The 26,392-nt window shown below is 62.8% G+C and carries 26 protein-coding genes; 20 read left to right on the top strand and 6 right to left on the bottom strand.

Going from position 1 to position 26,392, the window contains the following annotated elements; all coding sequences use genetic code 11:
* Positions 1-6 precede the first annotated feature (6 nt).
* On the bottom strand, positions 7-399 hold the full coding sequence (locus FJ527_RS04680) for a VOC family protein (protein ID WP_140821933.1): 393 nt from the start codon (positions 397-399) through the stop codon (positions 7-9).
* A gap of 7 nt (positions 400-406) precedes the next feature.
* Entirely contained in the window at positions 407-754 is a 348-nt protein-coding gene (gene erpA / locus FJ527_RS04675) for an iron-sulfur cluster insertion protein ErpA (protein WP_140661113.1), read from the bottom strand.
* A 76-nt stretch (positions 755-830) separates the two neighbouring features.
* Here erpA and FJ527_RS04670 point away from each other — a divergent pair, with 76 nt between their 5' ends.
* The 13 genes from FJ527_RS04670 to FJ527_RS04610 all read left to right on the top strand — a co-directional run bounded on the left by FJ527_RS04670 (position 831) and on the right by FJ527_RS04610 (position 16,914).
* Positions 831-2,045, top strand: coding sequence for a deoxyguanosinetriphosphate triphosphohydrolase (locus FJ527_RS04670; protein WP_140716620.1), 1,215 nt, complete (start codon positions 831-833; stop codon positions 2,043-2,045).
* A 60-nt stretch (positions 2,046-2,105) separates the two neighbouring features.
* The gene (gene argS / locus FJ527_RS04665) at positions 2,106-3,863 is read left to right on the top strand and encodes an arginine--tRNA ligase (protein ID WP_140821931.1); all 1,758 of its coding nucleotides are present in this window, start codon (positions 2,106-2,108) and stop codon (positions 3,861-3,863) included.
* A 103-nt stretch (positions 3,864-3,966) separates the two neighbouring features.
* Entirely contained in the window at positions 3,967-7,434 is a 3,468-nt protein-coding gene (locus FJ527_RS04660) for an SPOR domain-containing protein (protein WP_140821929.1), read from the top strand.
* 248 nt (positions 7,435-7,682) lie between these two features.
* Entirely contained in the window at positions 7,683-8,702 is a 1,020-nt protein-coding gene (gene nagZ, locus FJ527_RS04655; RefSeq protein ID WP_140821927.1) for a beta-N-acetylhexosaminidase, read from the top strand.
* Positions 8,703-8,764: 62 nt separating this feature from the next.
* The gene (locus FJ527_RS04650) at positions 8,765-9,565 is read left to right on the top strand and encodes a ScpA family protein (RefSeq protein WP_015317531.1); all 801 of its coding nucleotides are present in this window, start codon (positions 8,765-8,767) and stop codon (positions 9,563-9,565) included.
* On the top strand, positions 9,562-10,326 hold the full coding sequence (gene scpB, locus FJ527_RS04645; RefSeq protein ID WP_140821925.1) for an SMC-Scp complex subunit ScpB: 765 nt from the start codon (positions 9,562-9,564) through the stop codon (positions 10,324-10,326). The genes FJ527_RS04650 and scpB overlap by 4 nt, the downstream gene beginning before the upstream one ends.
* Positions 10,327-10,506: 180 nt before the next feature.
* Positions 10,507-10,728 carry a twin-arginine translocase TatA/TatE family subunit gene (locus FJ527_RS04640; RefSeq protein ID WP_015317533.1) on the top strand — a complete coding sequence of 74 codons (222 nt, stop codon included), beginning with the start codon at positions 10,507-10,509 and terminating at the stop codon, positions 10,726-10,728.
* A 29-nt stretch (positions 10,729-10,757) separates the two neighbouring features.
* Positions 10,758-11,525 carry a Sec-independent protein translocase protein TatB gene (gene tatB / locus FJ527_RS04635; RefSeq protein ID WP_140716630.1) on the top strand — a complete coding sequence of 256 codons (768 nt, stop codon included), beginning with the start codon at positions 10,758-10,760 and terminating at the stop codon, positions 11,523-11,525.
* Complete coding sequence (tatC, locus tag FJ527_RS04630; RefSeq protein ID WP_023769965.1) at positions 11,522-12,397, top strand: twin-arginine translocase subunit TatC; 876 nt, start codon at positions 11,522-11,524, stop codon at positions 12,395-12,397. The genes tatB and tatC overlap by 4 nt, the downstream gene beginning before the upstream one ends.
* 101 nt (positions 12,398-12,498) lie before the next feature.
* Entirely contained in the window at positions 12,499-13,803 is a 1,305-nt protein-coding gene (serS, locus tag FJ527_RS04625) for a serine--tRNA ligase (protein WP_140821923.1), read from the top strand.
* Entirely contained in the window at positions 13,803-14,561 is a 759-nt protein-coding gene (surE, locus tag FJ527_RS04620) for a 5'/3'-nucleotidase SurE (protein ID WP_015317537.1), read from the top strand. Before serS ends, surE begins: the two co-directional genes overlap by 1 nt.
* Positions 14,558-15,217, top strand: a complete 660-nt coding sequence (locus FJ527_RS04615; protein ID WP_015317538.1) for a protein-L-isoaspartate(D-aspartate) O-methyltransferase — start codon at positions 14,558-14,560, stop codon at positions 15,215-15,217. Before surE ends, FJ527_RS04615 begins: the two co-directional genes overlap by 4 nt.
* Before the next feature lie 164 nt (positions 15,218-15,381).
* The gene (locus tag FJ527_RS04610; protein WP_140616085.1) at positions 15,382-16,914 is read left to right on the top strand and encodes a peptidoglycan DD-metalloendopeptidase family protein; all 1,533 of its coding nucleotides are present in this window, start codon (positions 15,382-15,384) and stop codon (positions 16,912-16,914) included.
* 103 nt (positions 16,915-17,017) lie between these two features.
* Here FJ527_RS04610 and FJ527_RS04605 read toward each other — a convergent pair whose 3' ends face one another.
* A complete protein-coding gene (locus FJ527_RS04605) occupies positions 17,018-17,914 on the bottom strand; it encodes an NAD-dependent epimerase/dehydratase family protein (protein WP_140821921.1) in 897 nt (298 codons plus the stop codon).
* A gap of 115 nt (positions 17,915-18,029) precedes the next feature.
* Between FJ527_RS04605 and FJ527_RS04600 the strand changes: the two genes are divergently transcribed.
* On the top strand, positions 18,030-18,851 hold the full coding sequence (locus FJ527_RS04600) for an AraC family transcriptional regulator (protein ID WP_140791048.1): 822 nt from the start codon (positions 18,030-18,032) through the stop codon (positions 18,849-18,851).
* Between the two features lie 39 nt (positions 18,852-18,890).
* Here FJ527_RS04600 and FJ527_RS04595 read toward each other — a convergent pair whose 3' ends face one another.
* A complete protein-coding gene (locus FJ527_RS04595; RefSeq protein WP_140821919.1) occupies positions 18,891-19,766 on the bottom strand; it encodes an ATP-binding protein in 876 nt (291 codons plus the stop codon).
* Positions 19,767-20,057: 291 nt separating this feature from the next.
* On the opposite strand from FJ527_RS04595, the gene yajC reads away from it, so the two are divergent.
* From yajC to FJ527_RS04565, 6 genes are all read left to right on the top strand, one after another.
* Positions 20,058-20,399, top strand: a complete 342-nt coding sequence (gene yajC / locus FJ527_RS04590) for a preprotein translocase subunit YajC (RefSeq protein ID WP_010909882.1) — start codon at positions 20,058-20,060, stop codon at positions 20,397-20,399.
* A gap of 51 nt (positions 20,400-20,450) precedes the next feature.
* Entirely contained in the window at positions 20,451-23,000 is a 2,550-nt protein-coding gene (gene secDF / locus FJ527_RS04585) for a protein translocase subunit SecDF (RefSeq protein WP_015317543.1), read from the top strand.
* A gap of 27 nt (positions 23,001-23,027) precedes the next feature.
* Positions 23,028-23,420: an Mth938-like domain-containing protein gene (locus tag FJ527_RS04580; protein ID WP_015317544.1), complete on the top strand. Its 393-nt coding sequence runs from the start codon at positions 23,028-23,030 to the stop codon at positions 23,418-23,420.
* 1 nt (position 23,421) lies between these two features.
* Entirely contained in the window at positions 23,422-24,270 is an 849-nt protein-coding gene (locus FJ527_RS04575) for a phytoene/squalene synthase family protein (RefSeq protein WP_181166279.1), read from the top strand.
* Positions 24,271-24,366: 96 nt separating this feature from the next.
* Positions 24,367-24,789: a hypothetical protein gene (locus FJ527_RS04570; protein WP_224528052.1), complete on the top strand. Its 423-nt coding sequence runs from the start codon at positions 24,367-24,369 to the stop codon at positions 24,787-24,789.
* Entirely contained in the window at positions 24,789-25,739 is a 951-nt protein-coding gene (locus FJ527_RS04565; protein ID WP_181166278.1) for a sterol desaturase family protein, read from the top strand. Before FJ527_RS04570 ends, FJ527_RS04565 begins: the two co-directional genes overlap by 1 nt.
* Positions 25,740-25,747: 8 nt before the next feature.
* On the opposite strand, the gene FJ527_RS04560 is transcribed toward FJ527_RS04565, so the two are convergent.
* Complete coding sequence (locus FJ527_RS04560; protein ID WP_140822388.1) at positions 25,748-26,074, bottom strand: type II toxin-antitoxin system RelE/ParE family toxin; 327 nt, start codon at positions 26,072-26,074, stop codon at positions 25,748-25,750.
* Positions 26,046-26,348 carry a type II toxin-antitoxin system ParD family antitoxin gene (locus FJ527_RS04555; protein WP_015317549.1) on the bottom strand — a complete coding sequence of 101 codons (303 nt, stop codon included), beginning with the start codon at positions 26,346-26,348 and terminating at the stop codon, positions 26,046-26,048. Before FJ527_RS04555 ends, FJ527_RS04560 begins: the two co-directional genes overlap by 29 nt.
* Positions 26,349-26,392 lie beyond the last annotated feature (44 nt).

The following is a 26,392-nucleotide window of genomic DNA, read 5'->3' as shown; positions in this document are numbered from 1 at the left end:
ACGGTCTCATTGTTCCTGCGGCGGGCGGCGTTCAACGAGTCCGATCGTATTGCCTGCCGGGTCCTTTATAAAGGCCATCCATTCGCTTTCCCCCGCCGGGCCGAACCGGCCCTCGGTGTCGCGATGGACGAGCGCCGGCGGCGCGGTGAAGGGAATGCCGGCTGCCTTGGCCTCGGCATAAAAGGCTTCGAGGCCTGACATGTCGAGATAGAGGGTGCCGGCCGGGATGCCGTCGGTAAACAACAGCCTGACATCGCCGGCCATGATGAAGGCGATGCCGGGCGGATCGTAGCGGGCATGAATGCTCATGCCGAGGACGTCGCGCCAAAAGGCCAGCGTCGCGTCGAGGTCGCGACCGGCTGAGAGCGCAACCTGACGAACCGCGCCAGTTGCGGGCATCTCGGTCCTAGATGGAGAAGCTGGTGCCGCAGCCGCAGGAGGCGACCGCATTCGGGTTCCTGATCTGGAACGACTGTCCCATCAGATCGTCGACGAAATCGATCACCGAGCCACCCATATAGACCAGCGACATGTCGTCGATCAGCACCGTGGCGCCATCCTTCTCGATGGCGACGTCGTCGTCATTGCGTGTGTCGACCAGATCGAATTTGTAGGAAAAGCCGGAGCAGCCGCCACCTTCGACGGACACACGCAGCGCCGTCTTGCCGGCTTCGGCCGAAACAATCCTGGCGATCCGCTTGGCCGCGGCCTCGGTCATATCGACTTTCATGGCAGTCTTGGCATCCGCGCCCATGGGCGTCACCTTGCTTTCGGTTTCACATGATAGGTATGAAGCGCGACGGGGCAAGTCAACTGCGGCAGCATCAGCCATGACAAATGAGCTTGGCGACATCGGTTTTGGCTATCGGCCGCGCGCGGCCTACGCCACGGATCCCGCACGTTCGCGGGGCCGTCTGTTCGACGAGGTGGAAAGTCCGACCCGCACACCGTTCCAGCGTGACCGCGACCGGATCATCCATTCGACGGCGTTTCGGCGGCTCAAGCACAAGACGCAGGTCTTCATCGCGCACGAAGGCGACCACTACCGCACAAGGCTGACCCATTCGATCGAGGTGGCGCAGATCGCACGTGCCCTGGCGCGGGCGCTACGCGGCGACGAGGATCTCGCCGAAGCGGTGGCGCTGGTGCATGATTTCGGCCACACGCCTTTTGGCCACACAGGCGAGGACGCGCTGAACGAAAAGATGGCGGCGTGGGGCGGCTTCGACCACAACGCACAATCGCTGCGCATCGTGACCAGGCTGGAGGCGCGCTACGCTGAATTCGACGGGCTCAATCTGAGCTGGGAAACGCTGGAAGGCCTGGTCAAGCACAATGGTCCGCTCACCGACAGTAGCGGCCAAGGCCTGAAAGGGCCGGTACCGCAGGCGATCCGCGACTACTCGCAACTACAGGATCTCGAGCTAGACCGGTTCGCCGGCATCGAAGCGCAGTGCGCGGCGATTGCCGACGACATTGCCTACAACACGCATGATATCGATGATGGGCTGAGGTCAGGGCTGCTGACGCTTGACATGCTGAAGGCCGTTTCGCTGCCTGGAACGATCCTGAAAGCTGTGCGCGAGCGCTATCCCAGGCTTGATGACGTGCGCACCGGCCACGAATTGATGCGGCGCCAGATCACGGCCATGGTCGAGGATGTGATCAAGTCGACCACCGCCAATCTGGAGCGGATCAGGCCGCTGAGCGCTGACGCGGTCAGGGCGGCGGGCGAAACGATGGTAACATTTTCGATCGAGATGGCGGAAGCCGAGAAGGAACTGAAGGCCTTCCTCTACAAGCACCTCTACCGGCACGAGGAGGTCATGCGGGTGCGTGCGGACGCCGAGCAGATCGTCCGGGACCTGTTCGACGTCTATTTTGCCGACCCGCGCGCCATGCCGGACGGCTGGCGCGAAGGGCTGGACCGCGCCGAGGATCGCATCAAAGCGCGCAGCGTCGCCGATTTCCTGGCCGGCATGACCGACACCTATGCGCTCAAGGAACACAGGCGTTTGTTTGACCGCACCCCGGATTTGAGCTAGGGCGGGCTCGATTTGCCGGCCAAAGGGCCGGATTCGTCATAAAGCCACCGAGCATACACCATGAACATCTTCGCCGATTTCACCGCGCGAGTCACAAAGGCTGTCGAAGCGCTAGACCTGAAGGACCAGGACGGCGTTTCGCCTGATCTGTCGCGCATCGCCGTCGAGCCGCCGCGCGACGCCAGCCATGGCGATCTCGCGACCAATGCGGCGATGGTGCTGGCCAAGCCAACCGGACAGAACCCGCGCGCGCTGGCCGAGAGATTGGCGGACGCCCTGCGGGCCGACCAGGATGTCGCCGCCGCCGAGGTCGCCGGTCCCGGCTTCGTCAATCTCAGGCTCCGGGACGGTTTCTGGCAGGCGCATCTGTCGGCGCTTTTGGGCGAGGGTCCCAACTACGGCCGCTCGACGATCGGCGCCGGCCGCAAAACCAATGTCGAATATGTCTCGGCCAATCCGACCGGGCCGATGCATGTCGGCCATTGCCGGGGCGCCGTCGTCGGGGATGCGCTCGCCAACCTGATGGCGTTCGCCGGTTACGACGTGACCAAGGAATATGTCATCAACGACGCCGGGTCGCAGATCGACGTGCTCGGGCGCTCGGCGATGTTGCGCTATGGCGAGGCGCTTGGCGACGATATTGGCGAGATTCCGGCAGGACTTTATCCCGGCGACTATCTGGTCTCCGTCGGCGAGGCTCTGGTCAGGGAGTTTGGCCGTTCCTTGCTGCAGATGCCTGATGACGAGGCATTGGCCATCGTCAAGGATCGCACCATAGATGCGATGATGGTGATGATCCGCGAGGACCTTGCACTGCTCAACGTGCATCACGACGTGTTCTTCTCCGAACGCACGCTGCATGCCGACAATGCCAGGAAGATCCGCTCGGCGATCAACGACCTGACGCTGAAGGGCCATATCTACAAGGGCAAGCTGCCGCCGCCCAAGGGCGAGAAGCCGGACGACTGGGAAGACCGCGAACAGACGCTGTTCCGTTCGACCGCCGTCGGCGACGACATGGATCGGGCGCTGGTCAAGTCCGACGGCTCGTTCACCTATTTCGCGGCCGACGTGGCTTATCTCAAGGACAAGGTCGACCGCGGCTTCGTCGACCTGATCTATGTTCTCGGGGCCGACCATGGCGGCTACGTCAAGCGCCTGGAAGCCCTGGCGCGGGCCATTGCCGGCGACGACGTCAAGCTCACCGTTCTCCTGTGCAATCTCGTCAAGCTGTTTCGCGATGGCGAGCCGGTGCGGATGTCGAAGCGGTCCGGTGACTTCGTGACGCTGCGCGAGGTGGTGGAAGAAGTCGGACGCGATCCGATCCGCTTCATGATGCTTTATCGCAAGAACGATGCGCCGCTCGATTTCGACTTCGCCAAGGTGACCGAACAGTCCAAGGACAATCCGGTGTTTTACGTGCAGTACGCCTCGGCGCGCTGCCATTCGGTGTTCCGGCAGGCGAGCGAACAATTGGGCGAGGCGAATTTCGACCGCAACAGCCTGGCGGCAGCGTCAACGTCGTTGACCGACGAAGGGGAAATCGGCTTGATCAGGAAGCTTGCGGAATATCCGCGCCTGATCGAGTCCGCCGCTCTTGCGCTCGAGCCGCATCGGCTGGCATTTTATCTTTATGATCTGGCTTCCAGTTTCCATGGACACTGGAACCGGGGTACGGATAATCCGGACTTACGTTTTGTTAAGGTTAACGACCGACAATTGACGCATGCCAGACTAGGGCTGGTGCAGGCTGTTTCGGATGTTCTGACGTCCGGCCTGACGTTGATCGGGGCCGCCGCGCCCACCGAAATGCGTTAGGTTTGACTAAAAAACCTGTCACCTTTTGCCCACATTGCGCTGGTAAGGGCCAACCCTGCGCGACGTCCATGGCGTCCGAATGAGTGCGAGTTCGGGAACAATAATGGCAGACAGAACCCAGCTGAGAGTAGCCGACAACAACGACATCGCCGCCGATGATCCGTTCGCGGAACTGACCAGGATCATGGGATTCGACCCCCGCCAGCCGGTCAAGCCGCAGGCGCCGGCCGAGCCGAAAGCCATGGTCGCCGATCAGGCTGCGGGAGAGGGCGATTTCGACATCGATCTCGAGAAGGAACTGATGGGCGAATTCGACGCTGCCGACAGCGTCGTCGCTCCGCTTGTCGAGGCTCATGAGCCGGCAGTCGAGCCGGTGGCAATCGATGTGTCGGATGACGATCTCGCGCTGTCGCTTGACGACGATTTTCACCTGGACATGGCTGAGGTCGATGACCGGACGGTGGCCGCCAGCCATGCCGGCGCCGCGGAAGCTGTGCCCTCCGTCGAGCCTGCCGTCGACATCGATTTCGACAATACCCTGGCCAGCTCGGCCGTGGCCAGCTCGCTCGAAGACGTTTCGGCCCTTGACGACGATCTGCCGATGGAAGACGAGCTTGCCGCTTCCCTCGACCGGGATTTCCATATCGAGGACGACGCCGCCGAGCCCCGGTATGCCGTTGAATCGCCGGTTGCAGAAGTGGCGGCAGCGGCCGAGCCGGCTTCCGATCAAGAATTCGACGATGCCGTTGCGATCTCGCTCGAGGACGAGTTGATGCTCGACGACCATTCGGCGGATCAGCGCCAAGTGGCTGCTGCCGAATATCCAGAGCCGGCGCCGGCCGCCGCGGATGAGACCCAGTCGATCTCCGGCGAGGATTTCGTTGGTCAGTTCGACGATGCCATGGCCGATGTCGACGTGGATTTTGACGTTCAGGCCGATGAGCCAGAGGCTTTTGAGGAGCCGCGAGCGCGTGAGTTGCTTGCCGATGTCATCGGCATGAAGGACGAGGTTCCAGGCGCTGAAGCCATTTCGGATGATGCTTTCGACCTGGATTTGGACGAGGCGTTTGCCGAGCCCGCCGAAGAGCCCGTCGCCGAAATCGCAGCGGCTCCCGCGCAGCCGATGGCGCCCGCGGCAGCCATCGCGTCGCCAGTGCAGGCGCCCATCACGGACGAACGAAGCCTCGAAGACGAGTTGAACGCGCTTCTTGGCGCCATGACCGCGCGCACCCTGCCGTCGGCCAGGGAACCGGCCATGGCTCAGCTGGTCGTGCCCCAGCCGGCCGCCGCGCCTGTTCAGCCGCCACTCGTCTCGACTGCAAAGGCCGCGGAGGAACCTGTCGATCTTGTTGGTGATCTCGACTGGGATCTCGATGAAGCAGCGTCCGAGGATGTGCATCAGTCCGGTTCCGCCCATGCCGCTGACGTTGACCTCGACGACCTGCTGCTCGACGAGCTTCGGGACCATGATTTCGGCTCGGAGACCGCTGAACAGGGCGAGGTCGATTTCGACAATGACACCATCGACGCCACCCGGGCCAAGGGCGTCGACCCGCGTGACGAAACAGCTTCCCCGCAGGATCAAGCTGATTCGCTCGATTGGCTGGCGGAACGCTCCGCGCCGTCGGAGCCGGCCCGTTCGTGGAGCCGCGTGACACCGGTTCCCCAGCAGCCGGCATTTGCCGCGCAGCCTGCCGCCTCGATGGCGGCCTGGACGGCAGCACCGGAAACGGCCGCGGTGCCGTCCTACCGGCCGGCCGAGCCGGTTGCAGCCGCCGCTCCCTACGTGGCTCCATCGGCGCCGCAGGCCTCGCGTTATGAAGAGATGCCCGATGTCGAGACGGTCGATGTGCCGGAGCGCGTCGTGGCGCTGGCCGACGATCTCGACATTCCAGAGTTGCATTTCGAGGACGATGAGCCGGTAGCATCCGGTTATGACGATCTCGACGCCGAATTCGCCAGCCTTCTGACTGAAATGAATTCGGTGGAGGTCGCGCCTGCTTCTGCCACTAGCGCCGCCTATGCGGACGAATCCTACAATGCCGGGTTCAATCCGGGATACGCGGCCAATCCGGGATATGGCAACGCCAATCCGGGATATGGCAACGCCAATACGGGATATGACGCGGTCAATCCGGGATATGACGCGGTCAATCCGGGATATGAAGAATCCAGGCCGGCCTATCAGCCGGAAGCGCGGACCTATGCGGCACGGCCGGCGGAAATGCCTGCCCGCGCGGCGGCGGCCTCGACCTATGCCGATGCTGCTGAAGGCTTCGATGATCTGCCCGGCAGCCAGCCGATCTCGCAGGCGGACGATTTCACCGTCGATGAACTCGACTACGATCCCGAACTGGACGAAGCGATGTCGGTTCCGGGTCTCGGCGAGCGGGAAGCCGCCCGGTCGTCGGGCCGGCGCGGCCTCTTCATCGCGGCGATTGTCGGTGCCGTGGCGGTCGCGGGCGGCCTTGGCGCCTTTGCGCTGTCTTTCGGTGGCAAGGGCGGCAGTGAGGCTCCGGTGATCGTCAAGGCCGATAATTCACCGATCAAGATCAAGCCGGAAAATCCGGGTGGCACCGTGGTGCCGAACCAGGACAACAAGGTCTATGACGCGGTGGTCAAGGGCGCGAAGCCGGCCGAGCCGGTCCAGCAGAAGCTCGTCACCAACGCCGAGGAGCCGGTGGACGTGCAGGCGAAGGACCCGGCCCGCGCCGTCGATCTTTCTCCCGACCAGAACGCCGCCGCCGGCACGGATGGCGCAGGCGACGTCTCGACCGCTGGTGCGGCCCCCGCCAACATTGCGGCGCCCACGCCGAAGTCGGAGGATCGCATCGCGCAGGTCCTGCAGGAAGCCGACAAGGGCACCAGCAACGATGTCGTTGCCGTTGCGCCGCGCAAGGTCAGGACCATGGTGGTCAAGTCCGACGGCTCGCTGGTGGCGCGTGAGGATCCGGCACCGGCGACACCCCAGGTCGCCGCGGCGGAGCCGACCGATCCGGCACCACAGCATGTGGCGCCTGCCGCGCTGGCCAATGCCGACCAGACTGGGGCCGCCCAGACTGGCGCCGCCCAGACTGGCGCCGCCCAGACCGGTACCGCCCAGACTGGCACCGACCAGACTGGAACCGTGGCGCCCGCCGCCGCGCAGGCCGACGATGAGCCGGCTCTGAAGCCCGCGGCCAAGCCTGCCAAGGCGCAGTCGGCCAACACGCCGGCCAAGGTTGCGATCGCGCCGCAGCGTCCGTCCGACCAGCCGGTCGACGTGGTCGGCGAGGTCAAGCCAGATCAGGTCGCTTCCATCGATTCCGCCTCGACCGCGACCGGCAGCGGTTCGTGGTCGATGCAGATCGCTTCTCAGCCGACGGTAGAGAGTGCCCAGTCGACCTACCAGGACCTGCAGCGCCGCTACGGCAGCGTGCTCTCCGGCCGCACGGCCAACATCGTCAAGGCCGAGATCGCCGGCAAGGGCACGTTCTACCGCGTGCGCGTTCCGGCTCAGTCGCGCAACGATGCGATCAATTTGTGCACCAGCTACAAGACCGCGGGCGGCAACTGCTTCGTATCGCGCTAGAGCCGGATGATTTCAGGTCGAGTCGACCTGAAATCTGAATCCGTCTCTAAGTCAAAGAGATAGAGCATGATGTCGTCCGAAAACAGCTTCACACTTTTCGGCATCATGCTCTAGACGTCGATCCAATCTCTCAAAGTCGGCGCGGCCCAAGGCCGCGCCGACTTTTTCATGTGGAAGCCTGTTTTGCAGCCCGTCCTATGCGGTCAGGGATGATTCCCTTTGACCGCGCGAAGCCCTAGACTCCTGAAATGACCGAATCAAAATCCATGATCCTCGGCTGTGCCGGGAAAACGCTCACCCGCGAAGAGATCCGTTTCTATCGCAATGAGTGCCCGTGGGCCTTCATCCTGTTTGCCCGCAACATCGGCGAGGCCGAGCAGATCCGCGATCTCGTCGCCGAGATGCGCGACTGCATCGGGCGCCCGGACGCGCTGGTGTTCATCGACCAGGAAGGCGGCAGGGTGCAGCGCCTGCGACCGCCGCTGGCGCCGAACTATCCGGCCGGTGGCGCGCTGGGGGCGCTTTGGCGCGACGATCACGACGCAGGCGCGCGCGCCGCCTGGCTGATGGCGCGGCTGCATGCCTTCGACCTCCTGCGCTACGGCATATCGGCGGATTGCCTGCCGGTGCTCGACGTCCCGATCGAAGGGGCCAGCGATGTCATCGGCGCGCGCGCCTATGGCAAGGATCCGCGTCCGGTCATCGAACTCGGCCGCGCCGCGGCCGAAGGCCTGATGTCGGGCGGCGTGCTGCCCGTGATGAAGCATGTTCCGGGGCACGGCCGGGCGTTTGCCGACACGCATTTCGAGCTGCCTGTCGTCGACGCCTCGCTCAGCGATCTGCAACGGCACGACTTTGCCCCGTTCCGCGAACTCAACCATCTGCCGATGGCGATGACCGCGCATGTCGTCTACAGCGCGATCGATCCCAAGAACCCGGCGACCACCTCCGGCAAGGTCATCGACGAGATCATCCGCCGCGAGATCGGTTTCGACGGGCTCTTGATGAGCGACGACACCTCGATGAAGGCGCTTTCTGGGGATTTCCCGACAAAGGCCGCCTCGATCCTTGCGGCCGGCTGTGATCTGGTCCTTCACTGCAACGGCGTTTTCGAGGAGATGGCGGGGATCGCATTGCGCACCAAAGGGCTTGAAGGCAAGTCGCTGGAGCGCGCCAAGCGGGCAATGACCTATATAAAGAAAAGCGACACGGTAGAAGAAACCGAGATACGCGCTGAATTCGCCACCTATTTCGACGCGGTGGCATAACCAAGGGAAGTGACAGGGCAGTGGCGGAAGCATTGGAAAGCAAGGCTCCGAAGGCCGCACCGATGGACCGCCTGTGGGCCGAGAATGACGATTCACGCGTCACCGGCGATCCGTCGCTGGTCGTCGACGTGGCCGGCTTCGAGGGCCCGCTCGACCTTCTCCTGCATCTTGCCCGTACCCAGAAGGTCGATCTGGCGCGCATTTCGATCCTGGCACTGGTCGAGCAATATCTGACCTTTGTCGAGACGGCGAGGGCGCTGCGGCTCGAACTTGCCGCCGACTATCTGGTGATGGCGGCTTGGCTGGCCTTCCTCAAGTCGAAGCTGCTGATCCCCAAGCAGCCGGGCGAGGAGGGCGAGAGCGGTGAGGAACTGGCGGCGGTGCTGCAGTTCCGGCTGAAGCGGCTCGAAGCCATGCGCGACGCGTCTGCGCGTCTGGTCAACCGCAACCGGCTCGGTCGCGACGTATTCGCGCGCGGCATGCCGGAAATGGTGATCATCGAGAAGCGCAACGCCTATTCAGCGTCGCTCTACGACTTGCTGACGGCCTATGCCCAGCAGCGGCAGAAGCAGGCGATCAACAACGTGACGATCGCCAGGCGCGGTGTCTGGTCGCTCAAGGACGCGCGCGACATCCTGACCCGCCTTGTCGGGGCTGTAAGCGACTGGACGACACTGGAAAGTTTCCTGATCGTGTACATGACCAGCCCCGAGGAAAGGCGCACGGCGATCGCCAGTTCCTTCGCGGCAACATTGGAACTGGTGCGCGACGGCACGATGGACGTGCGGCAGGATCAGACATTTGCCCCGATCTATTTGCGCGGCCGCACGCAAGCAATCAAGGCAGTCGAGGTGGCATCATGAGCGAACGCGCCAACGCTTCGGTTATCCCGTTCAAGGTCGAGGACGAGCCTGGGCAGGAGTTGTTCTCCGAGGATGTGGCCGAGCAGGTGCAGAACCCGGCCGAGCGTCTGCATATGGCGGAAGCCGTGCGCATGGCGGAGGCGATCGTGTTCGCCAGCGCCGAACCCGTCAGCGAAAAGCAGCTTGCCGCACGCCTTCCCGATGGCATCAATGTCGCGCTAGCCATGAGGGAGCTGCAGCAGATCTACGCCCGGCGCGGCGTCAATCTGGTGCGGGTTGGCGATGCCTGGGCCTTCCGAACCGCTGGCGACCTGGCTTTCCTGATGAGCCGCGATACGGTGCAGCAGCGCAAGCTGTCACGGGCGGCGCTCGAGGTGCTGGCGATCATAGCCTACCACCAGCCGGTGACGCGCGCCGAGATCGAGGACATCAGAGGTGTCGAAACCTCGAAGGGCACGCTCGACACGCTGCTCGAAACGGAATGGGTGCGCATGCGCGGCCGCCGCAAAACGCCCGGCCGCCCCGTTACCTATGGCACCACCGAAACCTTCCTTGACCATTTCGCACTCGAGGAAATCCGTGATCTTCCAGGCATGGAGGAACTGAAGGGCGCCGGCCTGCTATCGGGCCGCATGCCGTCGAATTTCTCCATCCCGCAACCGCCGGCCGATCCCGACGCGCTGACCGAGGACGAGGATCCGCTGACCGACATCGACTTCGAGGAGCTCGGTCTGCTGACGCCGCGCGTCACGGAAGATTGACCACGAGCGCCTTTCAAAAGCTGCTTTGCGGCTTTACATGCGCCGTTTGGTAGCGGGCCGCATCGCCGAAAATGCGTGACATCCGTCGGCCTTTCATAAACTCTGTCGCGGTTGTGTTTGAATCCCAAAGCGAAAACGCATAGATCATCGCCAGGGAAAACATTCGAGAGAGATTTGGTTATGGGTTCATTTTCGATTTGGCACTGGATGATCGTGCTGGTGATCGTGCTGCTGGTGTTCGGCCGCGGCAAGATTCCCGAGCTGATGGGTGACATGGCCAAGGGCATCAAGAGCTTCAAGAAGGGCATGGCCGACGACGACGTTGCCGACGACAAGCGCACCGTCGAACACCGTGCCGATGAGACCGTTTCGGCCGCGAAGGAAAAGGCCAGCAAGAGCTGAGCCAAAAGTTCTAGTCGGAACAGATTGCCATGTTTGAAGTCGGCTGGACCGAAATGCTGGTGATCGCGATCGTCATGATCGTGGTCGTCGGGCCCAAGGATTTGCCCAACATGCTGCGCACATTCGGCCGCACGACGGCGAAGCTGCGCGCCATGGCCGCCGATTTCCAGAAGCAATTCAACGAGGCCTTGAAGGAAGCCGAGCTCGACGACGTCAAGAAGTCGGTCGACGAACTTCGGGGTCTCAGCCCAGTCGCCGAGATCAAGAAGCAGCTCAATCCGTTCGAGCAGGCGGCAGCCGATGTGCGCGCCGGCGTCGACGCGGCGATGAAGCCGAAGCCGGCCGCCGATCCATCGGCCCCTGCAGCGGCGACGCCCCAGGCGGCCGAGCCGTTGAAAAACGGTGCAACGACCATGCCTGGCGTCAATGGCCCGGAAGTCACGCCCCCAGCATCGATGTTCCCGGCGATGACCGATGAATCGGTGGTGGCGGCTTCCACGGAACCGAAGGCATCCAGGAAAACCGCCAAGGCGGTGCCGGCTTCAAAAGCGCCATCCATTAAGGTGGTGGCGGCAAAAGCCTCACCCGCGGGGGCGGCAAAAACCGCACCCACGCCCAAAGCGTCGACAAAGGCCACGACAGCGGCAGTTCCTGAAACCGCGGCTGTGACGAAGCCTGCCGTCGCCAAGGCGCCTGCAGCCAAGGCGCCTTCTGCCAAGGCGTCCGCGAAAACCGAACCGAAACCTGCTGGGGCCAAGAAGCCGGCAGCCAAAAAGACGGCTGGAGCCGCCAAGTGAGCGTTTCGGACAAGGAAAAGGACGAGATCGAAAAATCGTCGGCGCCTCTGATGGAGCATCTGATCGAGCTGCGCAGGCGCTTGATCTGGTCTCTCGGTGGCTTCTTCGTAGCCTTCCTGGTTTGCTTCTTCTTCGCCAAGAGGCTGTTCAACCTTCTGGTTGTCCCCTTCAAATGGGCGACGAAATGGGCAGGGCTGGACCCGCACAAGGTCGAGCTGATCTATACCGCGCCGCAGGAATTCTTCTTCACGCAGGTCAAGCTCGCCATGTTCGGCGGCATGGTCATCGCCTTTCCGCTGATCGCCACGCAGATCTACAAATTCATTGCGCCCGGGCTCTACAAGAACGAGCGCAATGCCTTCCTGCCGTTCCTGATCGCATCGCCCATCCTGTTCCTGATGGGCGCCTCGCTGGTCTATTTCTTCTTCACGCCGATGGTGATGTGGTTCTTCCTCGCCATGCAGCAGGTCGGCACCGATGACCAGGTACAGATTTCGCTGCTGCCGAAAGTGTCGGAATATCTCAGCCTGATCATGACGTTGATCTTCTCCTTCGGCCTGGTGTTCCAGCTGCCGGTGGTAACCAGCCTGATGACGCGCGTCGGCATGCTGTCGTCCAAGGCGCTGGCCGAAAAACGCAAATGGGCGATCGTCATCGCCTTCATCGTTGCCGCGGTGCTGACACCTCCGGATCCGATGAGCCAGATCGGCTTGGCCATTCCGACCATCCTTCTCTACGAGGTTTCCATCTGGGCCGCGCGGTGGATCGAGCGCGACCAGGAGAAACAGCGGCTTGCGCGCGAGAAGCAGGAAGCCGGCGAGACCGTGGCCGACAAGGCGCCGGACGAGCCGCCAGCGCCGGCGGCCTCGTAGGGCATCGGCGGCGGCGGAAAACGACAACCGCCGCCCGGCCCATCTTGCATCGATCAAGGATGCGGTTTACGCCCCTCAAACCCAGCTTGAGGACGGACACCATGCTTGACATCAAATGGATTCGCGACAACCCGAAGGCCCTTGTCGAGGCGCTCATCAAGCGCTCGTGGTCGGCGGATGAGGCGCAGTCCACGGTTGACGGGCTGATCGCCAAGGATGAGGCGCGGCGCGAACATGTCACCGAGCTGCAGACCAGGCAGGAGCGCCGCAACGCCGCCTCGAAGGAGATCGGCAACGCCATGCGTTCGGGCGATGCCCCGCTTGCCGAGAAACTCAAGGCCGAGGTCGGCGAGATCAAGACTTTCATCCAGAACGGCGAGGCGCGCGAGCGCGAGCTCGACAAGGCGCTGAGCGATGCGCTGGCGGTGCTGCCGAATGTGCCGTTCGACGACGTGCCGGTCGGCAAGGACGAGCACGACAATGTCGTCAAGCATGTCGTCGGCAAGGTGCCGACACGGCCGAACTGGGTGAAGGAGCATTTCGAGATCGGCGAAGCGCTCGGCATGATGGATTTCGAGCGCGCGGCGAAACTGTCGGGATCGCGCTTCACCGTGCTCAGGAGTGGCCTGGCGCGGATGGAACGCGCCATCGGCCAGTTCATGCTCGACCTGCACACGACGGAGCACGGCTATGAGGAAGTGATCCCGCCGCTGATGGTGAAGGACGACGTTCTGTTCGGCACCAACCAGTTGCCGAAGTTCGAGGAGGATCTGTTCTTCACGCCACATGGGGAGGGCAGGCTTGGCCTGATCCCGACCGCCGAGGTGCCGCTCACCAACCTCGTGCGCGAAGAAATCACGGCGCATGAAAAGCTGCCGCTGCGCTTCACGGCGCTGACGCCCTGCTTTCGTTCGGAGGCAGGCTCGGCGGGACGCGATACGCGCGGCATGCTGCGCCAGCATCAATTCTACAAGGTCGAGCTGGTCTCGATCACCGACCAGGAATCCTCACTCGCCGAGCATGAGCGGATGACACAATGCGCCGAGGAAGTCTTGAAGCGGCTTGAGCTGCCGTTCCGGACCATGGTGCTCTGCACCGGCGACATGGGTTTTGGCGCGCGCAAGACCTATGACATCGAGGTCTGGTTGCCCGGCCAGAACGCCTATCGCGAAATCTCGTCCTGCTCTGTCTGCGGCGATTTCCAGGCGCGCCGCATGGATGCCCGTTACAAGGACAAGGATGGCAAGGGCAACCACTTCGTCCATACGCTGAACGGTTCGGGCACCGCTGTCGGCCGCGCGCTCATAGCTGTCATCGAAAACTACCAGAATGAGGATGGCAGCGTAACCATTCCTGAAGTGCTGCGGCCTTACATGGGCGGGCTGGAAAAGATCGAATCGAAATAATGCGCATTCTTCTGACCAATGACGACGGCATTCATGCCGAGGGCCTGGCCTCGCTCGAGCGCGTCGCCCGCACCCTGTCCGACGATGTCTGGGTGGTAGCGCCGGAACAGGACCAGTCGGGCTATGCGCATTCGCTGTCGATTTCGGAGCCGCTGCGGTTGCGGAAAATCGGCGAAAGGCATTTTGCCGTGCGCGGCACGCCAACCGATTGCGTCATCATGGGCGTCAAGAAGATCCTGCCCGGTGCGCCCGACCTGATCCTGTCCGGTATCAATTCGGGCGCCAACATCGCCGACGACGTCACCTATTCCGGTACCGTCGCCGGCGCCATGGAAGGCGCGCTGCTCGGCATCCGGTCGATAGCGCTCAGCCAGGGCTACAGCACTGTCGGCGAGGATCGCGTCGTCCCCTATGAGACCACCGAAGCGCTGGCGCCGGCACTGCTGAAGAAGCTCGTCGCGACGCCGCTGCCGGACGGCGTCCTGCTCAACGTCAATTTTCCCAACTGCCTTCCCGAGGAAGTGGCCGGCACGGTGGTCACCACGCAGGGCAAGCTGGTGCACAGCCTGTGGGTCGACGAGCGCCGCGACGGGCGCGGCCTGCCTTATTACTGGCTGCGCTTCGGCCGCGAGCCGGTCGAGGGCAAGCAGGGCACCGATCTCTTTGCCCTGCGCAACAGGCTGGTGTCTGTGACGCCGCTGCAGCTTGACCTTACCGCGCATGAGATCCGTGACCAGCTGAGCAAGGCGCTTGCATGAATCAGGGCTTTCCAATCGATGATCGCGAAGGATTTGCCGCTTTCCTGCTGCGCCTGCGCGGCAGGGGAACGGTGCCGAAGGCGCTGATCGCGGCTTTCGAGGCGACGCCGCGACGCGGCTTCCTGGCAGCGCAATACCACCAGATCGCCTGGTCGGACCGCATGCTGCCGATCGAATGCGGCGAAGCGATCGAAGGGGCGGATCTGCAGGCGGCGGTGATCGCCGCATTGGCCATTGAAACGGGAAACCGCGTGCTCGAGATCGGCACCGGTTCCGGCTACACATCGGCTGTCATGTCGCGGCTGGCGGCGCGGATCGTGACCGTGGATCGGTACAAGACGCTGGTCGAGCAAGCCAGGCAGCGTTTCGAGGCACTCGGCATAGGCAATGCCATCGTGCGGCAGGCCGATGGTTCCAACGGATTGCCCAATGAAGGGCCGTTTGACCGCATCGTCGCCTGGGCTGCATTCGACAGTTTGCCGCGCTTCCTGCTCGACCAATTGTCGAGCGGCGGCATCGTCATCGCGCCGATCGGGCCGGAGGAGGGCGAGCAGGTGCTGGCCAAGCTCACCAAGGTCGGCAGCCGTTTCGAGCGCGAGGATATCGGCCTCGTGCGGCTGCAGCCGATCCTGCGAAGCATTGCAGCGGTTATCTAGTTTCCGGCCGGCCGCCGGATCTCTTTCGGGCTCGCCATCGTGCCGCTGATCATCCCCAAATGTTTTAAGAAAATTTTCGTCGGATTCTAATGGGTTAACCGGCCAGTAACATTAACGCGCTTTAATCCTGTCCAGTTGGTGCAGCGTTTGTGCGGGTTAGTGCGATGCAACTCAGTGTTTTGAAGACAAATAGTCGCAATCTGGCGCGGGGCTGCGCTGTTCTGATGATTGCAGGCGCGGCGGCCGGGTGCAGTTCCCAGGCTTCGCGGTTCAACAGTGTCGACGACGTCTTCACGTCCTCGACCAACAATCAACGTGCCATCATCAACAAGCAGGATGCGGTGCAGCCTTATCCGGGCGACGTCTCGGCTGCTCCGCTTGACGGCAGCCACACGCAGTCGGTGAGCCGTTCCAGCCTCGATCCGGTTTCGAGCCGGCCTTTGCCGCCGCCGGCTTCCGCGCAGGCGCAGCCGGCTCCAGCGCTCGCGCCTGCCGCCAATCCGGTGCGTGTCGCATCGGCGCCGGCCTTGGTTCGGCCCGCTCCTCATGTCGACAGGACGACGACCGGCACTGTCGCGCCGGCCGCCAAGCCTTTCAAGAATGCCCAGCCCGACGAGCCGAGGATGGCCCAGGCAGGCACGCCGCACGCGACCGAAATCACCGTCAGGGACGGCGAGACCATTTCCGGCCTGGCGGCGCATTACAAGGTGCCGGCCGATGTCATCATGAAGGTGAATGGCCTGAGCCCGACCAAGGGGCTGAAGACCGGCCAGAAGATCGTCATCCCGGCCTATGCCTATTCGAGCAAGGCCGAGCCGAAGGTCGCCGACGCAAAGCCGGCAAAGGACGGCAAGCATGACCTGCCGGCCAGCGCGCCGGACAAGGTGGCGGTGCTGCCGCAGCAGCCTAAGCTGAAGGAGGGCAAGTCCGCCGCCCAGGTCGATGCGTCGGCCACGGCGAACCAGCCCAAGGAACCCAAGCCGGCGCAGATGGCCAAGGCAACCGGCGCCGCCGGTACGTATACGGTCCAGTCGGGTGACACGATGTCCTCGATTGCCAGAAAGACCGGCGTCGGCGTGGTCGCGCTGAAGCAGGCCAACGGCATGAAGGACGGCATATTGAAAATCGGCCAGACCTTGAAGGTGCCGGGCGGCGGAACGGCGACAGTCGCCAGCGCCAAGCCGGCCAAGGTCGATCCGGTGACCACCGCGACAACGCAAGTCCCGGCAAAGGCCACGCCTTCGGAAACGCTGGCCTCCTACACGCCGCCGAAGAAGGACGCCAAGGTCATCCAGCAGGCCGAGGACGACGACGCGGTGGCACCCGATGCCACCGGCATCGGCAAGATGCGCTGGCCGGTGCGCGGCCGGGTGATCTCCGGTTTCGGATCCGGCAAGGACGGCGTCGATATCGCCGTGCCCACGGGCACGCCGGTCAAGGCGGCCGAGAACGGTGTTGTCATCTATGCCGGCGACGGCCTCAAGGAATTCGGCAACACGGTGCTGGTGCGCCACGAGAACGGCCTGGTCACCGTCTATGGCCATGCCAGCTCGATCGAGGTCCAGCGCGGCCAGAAGGTCAAGCGCGGCCAGGAAATCGCGCTCTCGGGCATGAGCGGCACGACGGATTCGCCGAAGCTGCACTTCGAAGTGCGCAAGAACTCCGCCCCGGTCGATCCGTCAGGCTATCTCGAATAGAAGAAAAAAAGCGATATGCGGGCCGCCTGACCTCCAGTCCAGCCCGCCGGCTCAGCCCGTTCCGCAAGGAGCGGGCTTTTTCAGTTCTGTCGAAGGCCGGCCCTCAAGCGCGGAGATGATCACGCAGCGTGTCGGCGATCATGACCTCAAGGCTGCTGGCCTTAATACCGAGAAGCACCTCGGCGTCGGAAGAATCCACCAGCAAGGGGTTCTCGAAAAGATAGCTCATCTCGATGAGCTCATGCATACCCAATGCTTCCATCTCGGCAATCGAATAAGAACGGATTTCTGAAACCTCCTGTCGAAGCATCGCAGCGGTTTTCTGGATGAGCTCCCGGGGTGAGGCGTATTGCGAGGGGACGTGAAACGCCCGTCCCCATTCGCCCGTGAAGCGGGAAGCCGCGACCAGCGTCCTGGCGACGTCCTTGGTGAAGGCCCAGGCATGCGTCGCATCGAGGTTTCCAATGAAAGCGGTGGGCTTCCCTTCGATGATGGAGGGCAGGGCGACCAGCGAGAAGTAGCTGATCGCGCCGTGGCCGAGATAGTCGCTGGACCGCACTTCGATTGCCGGCACGTCGGCACGGGCGGCTCGCTGCCACATGATCGTCCTGGCCGTTCCCTTCTTCGAAGTAGGATCCAGGGACAGGTCGGAACGAAGCGGGCTATCGGCATTTTCCCCATAGCCATAGAGGTTGCCCAACACGATGAGTTTCGCGCCGACCGCTTCGGCCGCGCGAACGGTGCCGTCGATGATGGGGAAAAAATCGGTTGGCCACCTGTGATAGGTGGCCATGGCGCACATGAAGATGGCATCGGCGCCTTGGCAGACACGCGCGAGTTCCGACGCATCGGTAGCATCGGCCTGCATGGGCCGCACGTTCCGCAATGCGTTCGAGCCGACGCTTCGGCTGGTGAGAACGACATCATGTCCTTCCTCGCCAAGAAGGCGAGCGGTTTCGCGACCGACCGGGCCCGCTCCGACAACAACATAGAAACTCATGGTGTAACCTCTCGTCCAAGTTTGATGGAGAGGCGTGAGTACAGGTCGACGGCATTGAAAATCGCGCGGGAATTGCCAAATCTCGGACAGGTTTTGCCATGAATCGAGAGAGAGCATGCAGTCGCAATACGCTCCGGCTCAAGCCGTGTCCGATGTAACAATGGCCTCCCGGCATATCGAAGCCGGAGTCCACCGCCTGTCCCGGGCTCCACACCATCGCATCATGGTGCATGCCAGCGCGGCGACACGCTCCTACTGCGATCAGGTTGGGCGATATTTCGTCAGGCGCGCCGGGGATATCGACCTGGTGCCAGCCGGCCAGGAGGGCGGCTTCGAGGCCGAAACCCCGTTCGACACGATCGAGATTGCGTTGCAGCCAGCGCTGATGGAAAGGGTGGTGGCGGAGCTTGGCGGCAAGGGGCAAGCATTGCGGCTCGACACGCGCCACCTGCTTCGCGACCAGCGCATCGCACATCTCGCCTGGGCGCTCGAGAGCGAACTGAATGCAGATTCGCCAAGCGGCCCTTTGTTTGCCGACAGCATTGGCGCCGCACTGGCGGTGAGGCTGCTCGGCCTTGGTGAACCTGATATCGGTCGAACGAACCGTTTGTCGGATACCCAGCTCAAACGCGTGCTGGAGCACATCGAGGCGTCTCTTCACGAGCCGCTTTCGATTCATCGACTAAGCCGCGTTGCCGGCGCGAGCAGCTCGCATTTGCGGACATGGTTCAAAGTGGCGACGGGCGTCACCTTGCACCGCTATGTGTTACGGCGTCGCGTTGAACGCGCACGCGTTCTGCTGCAGCGAGGCGACCTCAGCACAAGCGAAGTAGCTGAAATGACGGGCTTCGCGCACCAGTCACACCTGGCGCATTGGATGCGCCGCGAGATCGGTCAAACGCCGCGCGATTTGCGACGGACGCAGCCGCCCAAATGACCTGGTCGGTCGATCGGGTTGGCGGCGCGATCCATCGCCTCAATCCTTCAATGGCTTGCCGAGCCTGCCGGCCAGATCCTGGGTGAATTGCCAGGCGACGCGGCCTGAGCGGCTGCCGCGTGTGGTGGCCCATTCCAGCGCTTCGGCGCGCAACTGCTCGGGGTCGATGTCGAGGCCATGATGGCTGGCATAGCCGTTGACCATGTCGAGATATTCGTCCTGCGAGCATTTATGGAAGCCGAGCCACAGCCCGAAACGGTCGGATAGCGAGACCTTTTCCTCGACCGCTTCCGATGGGTTGATGGCGGTCGAGCGCTCATTGTCGATCATGTCGCGCGGCAACAGGTGGCGGCGGTTCGAGGTCGCGTAGAAGATGACGTTGGCCGGACGGCCCTCGACGCCGCCTTCGAGTGCTGCCTTCAGCGACTTGTAGGACGTATCGTCATGGTCAAAGGACAGATCGTCGCAAAACAGGATGACGCGGAAGGGGGCCGCCTTCAGCAGGCCCATCAGCTTCGGCAGCGTGTCGATGTCCTCGCGGTGGATTTCTATCAGCTTGAGCGGCAGGCCGTGCTTCGCCTTGGCATTGATCTGCGCGTGTACGGCTTTGACCAGCGACGATTTGCCCATGCCGCGGGCACCCCACAACAGGACGTTGTTGGCGGCGAAACCGGCGGCGAAGCGCTCAGTGTTGTCGACGAGGATGTCGCGGACGCGGTCGACACCGCGGATCAGGCCGATATCGACGCGGTTGACCTTGCGCACCGGCTCCAGATATCCGGGATCGGCCTGCCAGACGAAGCAGTCGGCCACGTTGAGGTCGGTTTCAGGCGCCGGCGGCGGCGCGAGGCGGCTGACCGCCTCGATCAGGCGGTCAAGTTTCTGGTTCAGGGCGTCGATGCTGGTATCGGTCATGTCGGGTCTTTTTTGCTTCGGTTTTTGCGGTGGCAGGTAGGTCCGGTTCGATTCCGGCGGTTTCGAAACCGGTTGCAACCATTTGTTCGAGCGTGATCTTTTCCGAAAACCGGCTCGCGGTTTTCGCGATCCTGCTCTAACACGGCTAAACAGGCCGGAAAAGCAGCCGATTTGCCCGGCCGCGCAGTTGCATTGACAACTTTACCGACTATATTCCGGCCAAATTTCTAGGGGCCGCCAAATCCTGCTTGATCGTTTGGTGGCTGTTTTTCAAAATTCAGGAGTACCTCGATGTTCGTGACACCGGCATACGCCCAAGGCATCGGCGGCGCCTCTCCCGATATGTTCATCAGCATTTTGCCGTTTGTCCTGATTTTCGTGATCATGTATTTTCTGATCATCCGCCCGCAGCGCACGCAGCTGAAGAAGCGCGGCGAGATGCTGGCGGCGGTTCGTCGCGGCGACACTGTCGTCACCGGCGGCGGCTTTGTCGGCAAGGTGACGAAGGTGATCGACGACAACGAGCTGGAGATCGATCTTGGCGGCGGCACCAAGGTGACGGCGCTGCGCTCGACGATCGCCGATGTGCGAGTCAAGGGCGAACCGGTCGCCAACCAGAACGCCAAGAAATAACCAGATTCAAGGCGGAGCGATCCGCGGACACGCTCTGACGGACGACGCCCTATGCTTTATTTCTCGCGCTTCAAGATGATCCTGATCTGGCTGGCCGTGGCCGCCACAGTGATCCTCGCCGCGCCCAACCTGTTCCCCGCCAGCACGCTGGCTCAGCTGCCCAGTTGGGTGCCGAAGCGGCAGATGACGCTCGGCCTCGATCTGCAGGGCGGTTCGCACATCCTGCTGGAGATGAACCAGAATGATCTGATCAAGGATCGGTTGGAGACGACGCGCGACGAAATCCGCACACTGCTGCGCGATGCCAAGATCGGCTATACCGGTCTTGCCGGCACCGGCAAGACCCTGCAGGTCCGCATCACCGATCCCGCCCAGCTCGATGCCGCCAAGAAGGCATTGAAGACTTTGACCGATCCTGTCGCCGCCGGCTTGTTCACCGGCGGTTCCATCCAGGAAATGGCGCTGGATGATTCCGAGCCGGGCCTGCTTAAGTTCACCGTCACCGACGCCGGCATCAAATACCGCACGTCGACCGCGTTGGCGCAGTCGATCGAGGTGGTCGAGCGCCGCGTCAACGAACTCGGCACGACCGAGCCTATCGTGCAGCGGCAAGGCGAGGACCGCATCCTCGTCCAGGTGCCTGGCCTGCAGGATCCGCAGCGGCTGAAAGAGATTCTCGGCCAGACCGCGAAGCTGACCTTCCAGATGGTCGACCAGTCGATGCCGGTGCAGGACGCGCTCAAGGGGCGCCCGCCAGCCGGTTCGTCGGTGCTCTATTCCCAGGACGATCCGCCGGTTCCATACCTGATCGAGAACCGCGTTATCGTGTCGGGTGAAAACCTCGTCGACGCACAGGCGACGTACAATTCGCAGAACAACGAGCCGGTGGTTTCGTTCCGCTTCGATTCCAAGGGTGCCGCCCGCTTCGGCCAGGCCACCGCGCAGAACGTCGGCAAGCTGTTCGCCATCATCCTCGACAACCAGGTGATTTCGGCGCCGCAGATCCGTGAACCGATCCTTGGCGGCACCGGCCAGATCTCCGGCAATTTCACAGCGCAAAGCGCCAACGACCTCGCCGTGCTGCTGCGCGCCGGCGCGCTGCCCGCGACATTGACGGTCATCGAGGAGCGTACCGTGGGTCCGGGCCTGGGCCAGGATTCGATCCATGCGGGCAAGGTCGCGGGCATCATCGGTTCGATCCTCGTCGTGGCATTCATGTTCGTCGCCTACGGTTTCCTCGGCTTCCTCGCCAATATCGCGCTGGCGGTGCACGTGGCGATGATCGTCGGGCTGCTGTCGCTGCTCGGCGCGACGCTGACCTTGCCCGGTATTGCCGGTATCGTGCTGACCATCGGCATGGCGGTCGATTCCAACGTGCTGATCTACGAGCGTATCCGCGAGGAGCGACGCGCCGGTCGCTCGGTGATCCAGGCGATCGACACCGGCTTCTCGAAGGCGCTGGCGACCATCGTCGATTCCAACGTCACCTCGCTGATTGCGACAGTGGTGCTGTTCTATCTCGGTACCGGACCCGTGAAGGGCTTTGCCATCACCTATGCCATCGGCATCCTGACCACGGTCTTCACCGCTTTCACCTTCACCCGCCTGCTGGTGTCGATCTGGCTGCGCCGCGCACGTCCGAAGGAACTGCCGCGCGCACCGGTGACTTTCGTTCCGCCCGGCACGAAAATTCCGTTCATGGGTATCCGCCGGTGGACGTTCGCGCTGTCCAGCACATTGTCGATATTGTCCGTCGTGTTGTTCATGAGCGTCGGCATCAATTACGGCATCGACTTCAAGGGCGGTTCCCTGATCGAGGTGCAGTCGAAGAGCGGCGATGCCAATATTGGTGACATCCGCAGCCGATTGACGGAACTGAACATCGGCGAAGTGCAGGTGCAGCAGTTCGGTGCACCCAACGACGTGTTGATCCGCGTCGGCACGCAGGATGCCGGTGAAAATGCCGAGCAGACCGTGATCGACAAGGTGCGCGGCGAGCTGCAGGATCAGTATAATTTCCGTCGCGTCGAAGTGGTGGGCCCGACGGTTTCCGGCGAACTGGCCAAGCAAGGCACGATCGCCATGATCGTCGCGCTGGCCGGCATCCTGATCTATGTCTGGTTCCGCTTCGAATGGCAGTTCGCGGTCGGCGCCATTGTCGCGACGGTGCACGATGTGGTCATGACGCTCGGTTTCTTCGTCATCACCGGGCTCGAGTTCAACCAGTCGTCACTGGCGGCGATCCTGACCATTATCGGTTATTCGCTGAACGACACGATCGTGGTCTATGACCGCGTCCGCGAGGATCTGCGAAAATACAAGCGAATGCCGTTGCCACAGCTGTTGAACAACGCCATCAACGAGACGTTGTCGAGAACGACGCTGACGTCCGTCACGACCAGCTTGGCGCTGCTGGCGCTGGTGCTGTTCGGCGGCGAAGTGATCCGCTCCTTCACGCTGGCGATGCTGTTCGGCGTCGTGTTCGGCACGTATTCGTCGATCTTCATCGCGGCGCCGTTGCTCATCCTGTTCAAGCTGCGGCCGCAGGCTTCGGCCGACGAGGAAAAGCCGGTCAGCGGCGGCAAGGCCGTCGCGACCTGACGCGCGGCCCCGAGGGGTGATAGAGTGATGGCCGGCAAAGGCATCATTATCCGCGAGGCGCATTTCCCCGGCCGTGCGCCAATCGAGGCCTATGGCAATGGCGGCTTCCGCTTTGCCGACATGTCGCATCGCGGCTCTCTCATGTGCCTGCCCACAGGCATCCATGGTTGGGAGCCGGCAAATCCCCAAGCGCTGACCGTGGCGGATTTCGACAGGCTGCTCGCCGAGGCCGACAAGGTCGAGATCCTGCTGGTTGGCATGGGTCGGGATCTCAGGCCGTTGCCGGCGGCGCTGCGGGCCGCGCTGAAGGATGCCGGCATAGCGTCCGACCCGATGTCGACTGGGGCAGCAGTGCGGACCTACAATGTCCTTCTGGCTGAAAACCGCGCCGTGGCGGCCGCGCTCATCGCCGTCGATTGATATGTCGCAGAATACTGAAATCGTCATGGATGCGGTGCGCGTCGCCGACCATGATCGGTATCTCACCGCGCTCTACGCGCCGGCCGACAAGCGCAAGGCGCTGTTTTCGCTGTACGCATTCAATGCCGAGATATCAGGCATTCGTGACCGCATCCATGAGCCTTTGCCCGGGGAGGTCCGGCTGCAATGGTGGCGCGATGTCATCGCCGCCGGCGGCGAGGCGGGCGCGGGCCATCCTGTTGCCGAAGCCTTGAACGCCACCATTGCGGCGTTCAAGCTGCCGAAACTGGCCTTTGAGAACATGCTCGAAGCACGCATCTTCGATCTCTACGACGATCCGATGCCGTCGCGCACCGATCTGGAAGGCTATTGCGGCGAGACGGCAGCCGCGCTGATCCAGCTTGCGGCAATGGTGCTCGATCCTGTCGAGGCGCCAAGGTTCGCCGAACTGGCCGGCAGGGCGGGCTGCGCGCAGGCAATGACGGGCCTTTTGCTTCTGTTGCCGCTGCACCGCGGGCGCGGGCAGTGTTTTGTCCCGGCTGACATCCTGGCGGCGGCGGGCTCGTCGCCGGAAGAGTTTATTGCCGGCAATGGCGGTCCTGGTGCCCAGCGCGCCGTGGCCGCGATGATCTCGCTGGCGCGCGAACATCTTTCCGCCTTCGAACGGGGTGCTGCCGCGCTGCCGGGGTCGTTGCGTCCGGCATTCCTGCCGCTGGCGCTGTCGCGCGCTTATCTCGACAAGATGGAAGGCTCGCGCCAGGCCCCGCTCGGGGGCGTGGCACGGCTGTCGGCGTTGCGCCGACACTGGCTGCTGCTGCGCCATGCGGGCAAGGGCTGGCCGACACATTGACGTAAACGTCAATCGTGTTAAGAAGTCCGCCTGCCGAGAACTGTCGCCTAAGACGACAGGCTGGCCCGGAGGAGATTCCCGTTCATGAGCTTGCCCGTGCTGGTCGTGATCGTCGTTCTGGGCATCGCGCTGTCGGTAGCCGCCGTGCATTTCACCGGCGGCAGCAATATGGTCACTCTGACCGGCGCGGATCAAGCCACGGGCCGTTTCGCAGAGGACTTTCCCGACGAGATTGTGACCGCGGTTCGACTAACCGCGGACAGCCGATCCGCTTTTCTCGATCTTGCCCATGGCCGCACGGGCATCGTCCACGGTATCGGCGACTGCTTTCTGACCCGCGTCGTGACGCCTCGGGACGTCGTTGTGTCCAAAACTGACGAGACGGACACGATCCAGCTGCGGCTGACGGACTTCACCTGGAAGGGCGGCCGCTTCCGCTTCGCCAATGCCGCCGACGTGCAGGCCTTGCGGAACGCTCTTGGGCCGCGAGACACGAGTTCCGGGAAGGAGGCAGCGTGATGGACAGCTACGAGTTTCCGCAGGTCACCCAACTGGCCATTCCGTTTTTTGTCGCCGCGATCCTGATCGAGCTCTGGCTGGTGCGGACCGGTCGCGCCAAGGGCTCGTTCGAGACCCGCGACACGCTGACCAGCCTGATGATGGGCACCGGCAACGTCGTCGCCGGGCTGCTGCTCGGCGTCGTGTCCTACTGGGCGCTGTTGTGGCTATGGCAGTTCCGGGTCTTCAATCTCGGCCTGTCGGTTTGGGTGTTCCTGGCGGCCTTCCTTCTCGATGATCTGCGCTACTACGTCTACCACCGCATCGCGCACCGGGTGCGCTGGGTGTGGGCGGAGCACGTCAACCACCATTCCAGCCAGCACTACAATTTGTCGACGGCGCTCAGGCAAAGCTGGACCGGCCTGTTCACCTTCATGTTCGTGCTGCAGGCGCCGCTGGTGCTGCTCGGCTTCCATCCGGCGGTGATTGCCTTCACCTTCGGTTTCAACCTGGTCTGGCAGTTCTGGATCCACACCGAGACGATCGGCAAGATGTGGAACTGGTTCGAGTTCATCTTCAACACGCCCTCGCACCACCGCGTCCACCACGCCACCAACCCGCGCTATCTCGACGCCAACTATGCGGGCACGCTGATCATATGGGACCGCATGTTCGGCACCTTCGTCGAGGAGTTGGAAGAGGACCGGCCGCGCTACGGCATCGTGAAAAATCTCGGCACTTTCAATCCGCTGAAAGTGGCGTTCCACGAATGGATCGGCATGTTCAGGGATGCCTTCGCGCCGGGGCTGACAGTGAGCGAGCGACTGAACTACCTGATCAAGCCCCCAGGCTGGAGCCATGACGGCTCACGCGAAACTTCGGAGACGCTGAAGGCTGCTTATGTCAGGCGAAATCCTGCGGAGGCGGGCAAGCCAGGCTTGCCGTTAGCGACCGCCGAGCCGGCCGAGTAGCTGTCCGGTCAAGAGGGTTTGTCGCTATCGCCTATCAGCGCTTCGTAGTCGCGGCCGCCGTAGAAGATGTTGACGATGTGAACGACATCGCTTTCGACCACGTAGGCTATAACAGCGGAGTGTTCGAAAGGAACCGTCCTCAGTCCCGGCGCGATGTCATCACGCGGGCGACCGCCACGAGGGACGTTTCCAACGCCCAGGCAGCGTTCCTTGATCCGGTCGACGAAACCGTTGGTGATGCTTTCGCTTCCGCTGCTCTCAAGCACATAGGCGGCGATAGCCTCGAGGTCGGATATAGCTCCTTCACTAAGAACGACGGCGAGACGCTGAATCATCATTGTCTCGCGCCAGTTGCGAAATGCGGTTCTTTACTCTGTCGATTGCCTCATTGAGCGGAACGGCGGGTCTCGTATCCTCGATCGACGCCTTCACACGCGCCCTGATCGAGGCCATGCGCTCGGCGTGTTCCTCTTCTTCGCGTTGGAAAGCGCGAAGAGCTGCGCGGATAACCTCGCTGGCCGAGCCGAACGAACCGTCCTCGACTCTTTCGCGGATCATGCGTGCCATCGCGGGTGTGACGGTGACGGATAGTTTCTCGGCTGCTTCCATGGAACGGCTCCGCTCGGCGTAAAGTAGGATAGTATCCTACTTTA

The sequence above is a fragment of the Mesorhizobium sp. B2-4-18 genome (assembly GCF_006441385.1).
In the GTDB taxonomy this organism is placed as follows: domain Bacteria; phylum Pseudomonadota; class Alphaproteobacteria; order Rhizobiales; family Rhizobiaceae; genus Mesorhizobium; species Mesorhizobium australicum.
This window is presented reverse-complemented; position numbering and strand designations above follow the sequence as displayed.

Excerpts from the sequence above, each read along its gene's own strand:
- nagZ (WP_140821927.1), top strand. The coding sequence starts at position 7,683 with ATGACCGAATCAAAATCCATGATCCTCGGCTGTGCCGGGAAAACGCTC.
- FJ527_RS04600 (WP_140791048.1), top strand. The coding sequence starts at position 18,030 with ATGCAGTCGCAATACGCTCCGGCTCAAGCCGTGTCCGATGTAACAATG.
- FJ527_RS04680 (WP_140821933.1), bottom strand. The coding sequence starts at position 399 with ATGCCCGCAACTGGCGCGGTTCGTCAGGTTGCGCTCTCAGCCGGTCGC.
- FJ527_RS04660 (WP_140821929.1), top strand. The coding sequence starts at position 3,967 with ATGGCAGACAGAACCCAGCTGAGAGTAGCCGACAACAACGACATCGCC.
- FJ527_RS04610 (WP_140616085.1), top strand. The coding sequence starts at position 15,382 with ATGCAACTCAGTGTTTTGAAGACAAATAGTCGCAATCTGGCGCGGGGC.
- FJ527_RS04560 (WP_140822388.1), bottom strand. The coding sequence starts at position 26,074 with ATGATTCAGCGTCTCGCCGTCGTTCTTAGTGAAGGAGCTATATCCGAC.
- FJ527_RS04555 (WP_015317549.1), bottom strand. The coding sequence starts at position 26,348 with ATGGAAGCAGCCGAGAAACTATCCGTCACCGTCACACCCGCGATGGCA.
- scpB (WP_140821925.1), top strand. The coding sequence starts at position 9,562 with ATGAGCGAACGCGCCAACGCTTCGGTTATCCCGTTCAAGGTCGAGGAC.
- FJ527_RS04580 (WP_015317544.1), top strand. The coding sequence starts at position 23,028 with ATGGCCGGCAAAGGCATCATTATCCGCGAGGCGCATTTCCCCGGCCGT.
- surE (WP_015317537.1), top strand. The coding sequence starts at position 13,803 with ATGCGCATTCTTCTGACCAATGACGACGGCATTCATGCCGAGGGCCTG.
- FJ527_RS04575 (WP_181166279.1), top strand. The coding sequence starts at position 23,422 with ATGTCGCAGAATACTGAAATCGTCATGGATGCGGTGCGCGTCGCCGAC.
- FJ527_RS04640 (WP_015317533.1), top strand. The coding sequence starts at position 10,507 with ATGGGTTCATTTTCGATTTGGCACTGGATGATCGTGCTGGTGATCGTG.
- yajC (WP_010909882.1), top strand. The coding sequence starts at position 20,058 with ATGTTCGTGACACCGGCATACGCCCAAGGCATCGGCGGCGCCTCTCCC.
- secDF (WP_015317543.1), top strand. The coding sequence starts at position 20,451 with ATGCTTTATTTCTCGCGCTTCAAGATGATCCTGATCTGGCTGGCCGTG.
- erpA (WP_140661113.1), bottom strand. The coding sequence starts at position 754 with ATGGGCGCGGATGCCAAGACTGCCATGAAAGTCGATATGACCGAGGCC.
- FJ527_RS04595 (WP_140821919.1), bottom strand. The coding sequence starts at position 19,766 with ATGACCGATACCAGCATCGACGCCCTGAACCAGAAACTTGACCGCCTG.
- argS (WP_140821931.1), top strand. The coding sequence starts at position 2,106 with ATGAACATCTTCGCCGATTTCACCGCGCGAGTCACAAAGGCTGTCGAA.
- FJ527_RS04650 (WP_015317531.1), top strand. The coding sequence starts at position 8,765 with ATGGACCGCCTGTGGGCCGAGAATGACGATTCACGCGTCACCGGCGAT.
- FJ527_RS04670 (WP_140716620.1), top strand. The coding sequence starts at position 831 with ATGACAAATGAGCTTGGCGACATCGGTTTTGGCTATCGGCCGCGCGCG.
- FJ527_RS04605 (WP_140821921.1), bottom strand. The coding sequence starts at position 17,914 with ATGAGTTTCTATGTTGTTGTCGGAGCGGGCCCGGTCGGTCGCGAAACC.
- FJ527_RS04565 (WP_181166278.1), top strand. The coding sequence starts at position 24,789 with ATGGACAGCTACGAGTTTCCGCAGGTCACCCAACTGGCCATTCCGTTT.
- tatB (WP_140716630.1), top strand. The coding sequence starts at position 10,758 with ATGTTTGAAGTCGGCTGGACCGAAATGCTGGTGATCGCGATCGTCATG.
- FJ527_RS04615 (WP_015317538.1), top strand. The coding sequence starts at position 14,558 with ATGAATCAGGGCTTTCCAATCGATGATCGCGAAGGATTTGCCGCTTTC.
- serS (WP_140821923.1), top strand. The coding sequence starts at position 12,499 with ATGCTTGACATCAAATGGATTCGCGACAACCCGAAGGCCCTTGTCGAG.